At 62.9% G+C, this 6,779-nt stretch carries 5 protein-coding genes; 3 read left to right on the forward strand and 2 right to left on the reverse strand.

Annotated elements, in window-relative coordinates:
- Positions 1-189: 189 nt before the first annotated feature.
- Together gpmI and alaS are read right to left on the reverse strand one after the other, a co-directional pair.
- Complete coding sequence (gene gpmI / locus QZL63_RS02975) at positions 190-1,722, reverse strand: 2,3-bisphosphoglycerate-independent phosphoglycerate mutase (RefSeq protein ID WP_022307849.1); 1,533 nt, start codon at positions 1,720-1,722, stop codon at positions 190-192.
- 75 nt (positions 1,723-1,797) lie between these two features.
- Positions 1,798-4,419 (reverse strand): alanine--tRNA ligase, encoded by a 2,622-nt coding sequence (gene alaS / locus QZL63_RS02980; protein ID WP_022307850.1) that lies wholly within the window; start codon positions 4,417-4,419, stop codon positions 1,798-1,800.
- A 100-nt stretch (positions 4,420-4,519) separates the two neighbouring features.
- Between alaS and QZL63_RS02985 the strand changes: the two genes are divergently transcribed.
- From QZL63_RS02985 to QZL63_RS02995, 3 genes are all read left to right on the forward strand, one after another.
- Positions 4,520-5,542, forward strand: coding sequence for a M23 family metallopeptidase (locus QZL63_RS02985; RefSeq protein WP_022307851.1), 1,023 nt, complete (start codon positions 4,520-4,522; stop codon positions 5,540-5,542).
- Between the two features lies 1 nt (position 5,543).
- The gene (locus QZL63_RS02990) at positions 5,544-6,494 is read left to right on the forward strand and encodes a M23 family metallopeptidase (protein WP_022307852.1); all 951 of its coding nucleotides are present in this window, start codon (positions 5,544-5,546) and stop codon (positions 6,492-6,494) included.
- 22 nt (positions 6,495-6,516) lie between these two features.
- A partial coding sequence (locus QZL63_RS02995; protein ID WP_290585804.1) for an HAD hydrolase-like protein occupies positions 6,517-6,779 on the forward strand: 263 nt, incomplete at its 3' end.

The raw sequence follows: 6,779 nt of genomic DNA on the forward strand, positions 1-6,779 counted from the left end.
GAGGGGATTCGCGCACATGCGTGGATCCCCTCTTCTCTTTTCGGATCGGAAAGCGCAGGAGGCGGCGAGGAGAAGGCTCCGATGCCTGGTGTGCATGCGGATCTTCGCGGGATCGGGCCGCACCACAAACGACGAAGACCGGTCCTGCGACCGGTCTTCATTTGTTTCATTCGGTTCCGGGGAACCGGGTTACTTCATCTCGACAAGAGCCTTGCCGGTCATCTCCTCGGGCTGGGGAAGTCCCATGAGCTTGAGCACCGTAGGAGCCACGTCGGCCAGGATGCCGTTGTGCACCGACTTCACGCGGTCCGACACCACAACGATGGGCACCGGGTTGAGCGAGTGCGCCGTGTTGGGCGTACCGTCGGGGTTGATGGCGTTGTCGGCATTGCCGTGGTCGGCAATCATCACCACCTCGTAGCCGTTGGCCTTGGCGGCCTCGACCACCTTCTCGACGCAGCCATCGACGGCCTTGACGGCCTTGACAATCGCGTCGTAGACACCCGTATGGCCCACCATGTCGCCGTTGGCGAAGTTCAGACAGATGAAGTCGAACTTACGCTCGCCGAGGGCGGCAACCAGCTTGTCGGCGACCTCGGGGGCCGACATCTCGGGCTGCAGGTCGTAGGTGGCCACCTTGGGCGATGCCACCAGGATACGCTCCTCGCCCTCGAACTTATCCTCGCGGCCTCCGTTGAGGAAGAAGGTCACGTGGGCATACTTCTCGGTCTCGGCGATACGCAGCTGCCGAAGGCCCTGCTTCGAGACCCACTCGCCGATCGTGTCGGGCACGTTCTCCTTGTCGAAGAGGATGTGCAGGCCCGTGAACTTGGCGTCGTAGGGGGTCATGCAGCAGTAGTAGAGCGGCATGGTGTGCATGCCGGCCTCGGGCATATCCTGCTGCGTGAGGACGATCGTCAGCTCCTTGGCGCGGTCGTTGCGGTAGTTAAAGAAGATAACCAGGTCGTTCGGGCGGATCAGACCGACGGGCTGGCCCGCAGCATCGACATGGACGATCGGCTTGATGAACTCGTCCGTCACGTCGGCATCATAGGACTTCTGCACGGCGGCGACCATGTCCGTGTCGTGCTCGCCGACACCCTCGACCAGCGCGTCGTAGGCCACCTTCACACGCTCCCAGCGCTTGTCGCGGTCCATGGCATAGTAACGGCCGATCACCGTGGCGATCTTGCCGCCCGTCTGGGCGAGGTGCTCTTCGAGCTGGGCGATGAAGCCCTTGCCGCTGTGCGGGTCGGTATCGCGGCCGTCCATGAAGCAGTGCACGTAGGTGCGCTCCGAAACGCCGTACTCGCGGGCGATGTCACAGAGTTTGAAGAGGTGCTCGAACGACGAGTGTACGCCGCCGTCCGAGGTCAGGCCCATGAAGTGCACGCCGACGCCCTGCGCCTTGGCATATTCGAAAGCCTTGACGATCTCGGGATTCCGGAGGATCGAGTTGTCGCGGCAGGCGCGGTTGATCTTCACGAGGTCCTGGTAGACCACGCGGCCGGCGCCGATATTGAGGTGGCCCACCTCCGAGTTGCCCATCTGTCCGTCGGGCAGGCCGACGTTCTCGCCGTCGGTGCGCAGTTCGGCATGGGGGTACTTTTCGGTCATGGCCGAGATGTATGCGGGATGTACGGTCGAAATGACATCGGCCTTGTCGTGATGGCCGTTGCCCCAGCCATCGAGAATCATCAGTAATACCTTGTTGCTTTCCATAACTATCAGTTTTTAAGTCCCGTATTGTTTCTGTTCAGCGTCGGGCCGCCGGGATCAGCCCGGCATGCCACCGCGTTATTCCACCTGCGCCGAGATCAGCTCCACGGCCTTGTCGATCGCAGCCTGCAGTCCGTCGGGGTTCTTGCCGCCGGCCGTAGCGAAGAAGGCCTGGCCGCCGCCACCGCCCTGCATGAGCTTCGCCGCCTCGCGGACTACCGCGCCGGCATTCACGCCGCGGGCCGTGATCTCGTCGCCGAGCATGACCGTCAGCGTCGGCTTGCCATCGACGAGCGACCCGACGACAAAGACCAGTTTCGGCAGGCGCTGGCGCAAATTATAGGCCAGGTCCTTGACGAAATCGGGACGTCGGTCGGTCTGCGTGCTGAACAGGCACATGCCGTCGCGCTCGGGGGCCGAAGAGGCGATCTTGTCGGCCCACTGGGCCACCTGCTCGCGGCGCATGGTCTCGACCTCCTTCGAGAGCTGCTCGTTGCTCTCGAGCATCTTCTTGACAGCCTGCACGACCTGCGGGTTGTTGAGGTACTCGGCAATATCGTGCATCGTATCTTCGGCAGCATAGAGGATCTTCTCGGCCTGCTCGCCCGTAACGGCTTCGATACGGCGCACACCGGCCGAAATGGCACTCTCCGAGAGGATCTTGAAGAAGCCGATGGTTCCCGTCGAGCGGGTATGCGTACCGCCGCACAGCTCGACCGAATCACCGAAGCGGACCATGCGGACGCGGTCGCCGTACTTCTCGCCGAAGAGCATCATCGCCCCGGCGGCCGCAGCCTCCTCCTTCGTGGCGTTGCGGTTCTCCTCGAGCGGATCGTCGGCACGCACGGCACGGTTCACAAGCCGCTCTACTTCGCGCAGCTGCTCCGGCGTAACCTTCTGGAAGTGCGAAAAGTCGAAACGCAGCATTTCGGGCGTTACGAGCGAACCCTTCTGCTCGACATGGTTGCCCAGCACCTTGCGCAATGCGGCATGCATGAGGTGCGTGGCCGTATGGTTGTTGGCAGCCGACTGCCGCTTTCCGGCATCCACCACGGCATGGAACGGAGCTTCGGGATTCTCGGGAAGCGTCTCGACGATATGGATGATCAGACCGTTCTCCTTCTCGGTAGCTACGATCTCGATGCGTTCGTTGGCGCTCTCAATATAGCCCGTGTCGCCGATCTGACCGCCCGAATTGCCGTAGAAGGGCGTGCGGTCGAAGACCAGCTGGTAGGTCGTACGGCCCTTCGAGGTAACGCGGCGGTAACGCGCGATGCGCACCTCGTCGGTCAGCGTATCGTATCCCGTGAAGACGCTCTCCTTGATCGGGAAGAGCTCCACCCAGTCGTCCGTCGCCACGGCGGCGGCGTTGCGCGAACGCGCCTTCTGCGCCTGCAGCTCCTCCTCGAACGATGCGAGATCGACACCGACGCCCTGCTCGCGGGCGATGAGTTCGGTCAGGTCGATCGGGAATCCGAACGTATCGTAGAGTTCGAAGGCATCCTTGCCCGAAATAAGCTCCTTGCCCTCGCTCTTCGTGCGGGCGATAACGCCGTCGAGCAGGTTGATGCCCGTGGCCAGCGTGCGCAGGAACGAGGATTCCTCCTCCTCGATGACCTTCTCGATGAGCGTCTGCTGTGCCTTCAGTTCGGGGAACTGTCCGCCCATCTGCTCCACAAGGCCTGCAACCAGTTTGCAGAGCGTCGGCTCGGTGAAGCCCAGGTAGGTATAGCCGTAGCGTACGGCGCGGCGCAGGATGCGGCGGATCACATAGCCCGCCTTGACGTTCGACGGCAGCTGTCCGTCGGCGATCGAGAAGGCGATGGCGCGCAGGTGGTCGGCCATCACGCGCATGGCCACGTCCGCCTTCTCGTCCTCACCGTAGCGCTTGCCCGAAAGGGCCGCAATGCGGCCGATCGTCGGCTGGAAGACGTCCGTGTCGTAGTTCGACTTCTTGCCCTGCAGGATCATGCAGAGACGCTCGAAGCCCATGCCCGTATCGACGTTGCGCGCCGGCAGCTCCTCGAGCGAACCGTTGGCCTTGCGGTTGAACTGCATGAAGACCAGGTTCCAGATCTCGATCACCTGCGGGTGACCGGCATTGACCATCTCGCGGCCGGGCTTCGCGGCGATCTCCGCCTCGTCGCGCAGGTCGAAGTGGATCTCCGAGCAGGGACCGCAGGGACCCGTCTCGCCCATCTCCCAGAAGTTGTCGTGCTTGTTGCCGCGGATGATGTGGTCCTCGGGAAGATACTGCTTCCAATATCCGTAGGCCTCCTCGTCGAACGGCACGCCGTCCTCGTCCGAGCCCTCGAACACGGTGGCGTACATCCGCTCGGCCGGGAGCTTGTAGACGTCGTGCAGCAACTCCCAAGCCCAGGCGATCGCCTCCTTCTTGAAGTAGTCGCCGTAGGACCAGTTGCCCAGCATCTCGAACATCGTGTGGTGGTAGGTGTCGTGGCCGACCTCCTCCAGGTCGTTGTGCTTGCCCGAGACGCGCAGACACTTCTGCGTATCGGCCGCACGCGGGTACTTGCGGGGCGCATTGCCCAGGAAGATGTCCTTGAACTGGTTCATGCCCGCATTGGTGAACATCAGCGTGGGGTCGCCCTTGACGACCATCGGTGCCGAAGGCACGATCACATGCTCCTTCGAAGAGAAGAAGTCGAGAAAGGCCTGACGAATTTTGTTGGATTCCATGATATACGAATTTTCGTTTTTATCCGTTTCCGATTTCGGGTTGCAAAATTACACAATTAAAGTTAAATTTGCACCCTATCCGGAGGAGTTTTTTCAGCAGATGAGCCAAAAACGGAGAAGCAACCGCACGCAGCGTCTCGCCCACGAGGCGCTCGTCCTCACCGAGGAGGCCACGCCGCTCACACGCGAGGTCGTGACCGCCCCGTTCCGCCTGCGCACCTACCGGCTCATCCGCAAGATCATCATCGGGTTCATCCTGGTGTCGATCGCCAACGTACTCTTCTCCTACTTCTTCTACACCCCGAAGATGTACCGCATCCTGCGCGACAACCGCGAGCTGAAAATCCGCTACCGGATCCTGCAGGACCGCATACGCACCGCACAGCAGCACGTCGATGAGATCCGCCACCGCGACAGCTACGTCTACCGGTCGCTCTTCTCGACCGACACGCTCTCGATTCCGGGCGTGTGGCAGCCCTACCCCGAGTCGAAATACGCCCCGATGGCCGACGACGACTACGCCTCGCTGATGATCCCCACGTGGCGGCAGCTCGATGCGCTGGCCCGCACGATCTACCTCGAGTCGGTCTCGTTCGACGAGCTGCAGCAGCTGGCCCGCAACAAGGAGCAGCTGGCCTCGGCCGTGCCGGCCATCTGGCCCATCGACCGGAAGGCGCTGCACAACAACCACATCGGCGCCTTCAACCCGCGGCGTTTCCACCCCATCCTGCACCGCATCGTGGCCCACGAGGGCATCGACCTGGGGTGCGACCGCGGCACTCCGGTCTACGCCACGGGCGACGCCACGGTGGAGATCGCCCTGGGGAACGGATACAACGGCGGCTACGGACACCAGGTGCTGCTCAACCACGAATTCGGCTACAAGACCCGTTACGCCCACCTGAGCGACGTGCTCGTCAAGCCGGGCGAGCGGGTCAAGCGCGGGCAGCTGATCGCCCGCACGGGCAACACGGGCCGCTCGTCGGGTCCGCACCTCCACTACGAGGTGATCCACAAGGGCATCCCGGTGAACCCGATCAACTACTTCAACCGCAACATGTCGGCCGAGGAGTACGAGCGGCTGATGGAGAACCTCCGGGAGACCAATTTCGAAAAGTACTGACATGACCGGAAAGAAAGATCTCGAACGCCTGCGCCGCCGGCGCCGCCGCAAGCAGCGCATCATCCGCACGACCATCCACCTGTTCGTGTGGCTAGGGGCCGCCGTGCTCTACTACATCGGCTTCTCGATCTTCTTCGACACCCCGTTCGAGGCGCAGATGAAGCACTCGGCCGACGGCCTGCGCCGCGAATACGAGGCCCTCACGCAGCGTTACGACTCGCTCTCGGTCGTACTCGAGAACCTCACCGAACGCGACCGCAGCGTTTTCCGCACGCTCTTCGAGGCCGATCCCTACGACTTCGACACGGAGTACGAACAGCGGCAGAGCGTCACCTACGAGAAGATCGTCGATCGTTCGACTCGCCGTCTGAAGCGCGAACTGGGCGAGCGCGTGGCCGACATGGAGCAGCGGCTGGTCCGACTAAACGACTCGTACCTCACCCTGCAGGCGCGCATCGACTCCGCGGGCCGCGACTGCGACCGCATCCCCTCGATCCAGCCGGTGATCAACAAGCAGCTCACGCTGCTGACGGCCTCCTACGGCATGCGCATCCACCCCTTCTACAAGACCCTGCAGTCGCATCAGGGCGTCGATTACACGATCCCCGAAGGATCGAGCGTCTTCGCCACGGCCGACGGTGTGGTGCGCGACGTGGCCACCCGCAACTCGACGCACGGGCTGACGGTCGTCATCGACCACGGCAACGGTTACGAAACCTCGTACAGCCACCTCTCGAAGACCAACGTCCGCCGCGGACAGCAGGTCCGCCGCGGCGACATCATCGCGCTGTCGGGCGACACGGGACTCTCGCTCTCGCCCCACCTCCACTACGAGGTGCGCCACAACGGCATGCGCGTGGACCCGATCCACTACTTTTTCATGGAGCTGTCCCCCACGGAATACCAGCGCCTGATCCGCATCGCGCAGACGGGCATGCAGGCATTCGACTGACCCACCTGATCCTCCGCTTCAAATGGAAACCCGCATCCGACTAATTCTGCTCGACTTCGACGGCACGCTGGCCGACACGCGCCGCGCCAATGCGCTCGCCTATACGGCCACGCTCCGCGAGGCGGGAATCCCGCTTTCGGAGGAGGAGTACGCGGCCCGTTATTTCGGCATGCGCTGCGAGGAGTTCCTCACGCACCTGGGCATCGCCGACCCGGCCGAGCGCGACCGGCTCCGGCGGCGCAAGATCGAGCTCTACCCCACGTTCTTCGACTCCGTGCGGCTGAA

Origin of the sequence: Alistipes sp. CAG:268, assembly GCA_000434235.1 — a bacterium.
Classification (GTDB): domain Bacteria; phylum Bacteroidota; class Bacteroidia; order Bacteroidales; family Rikenellaceae; genus Alistipes; species Alistipes avistercoris.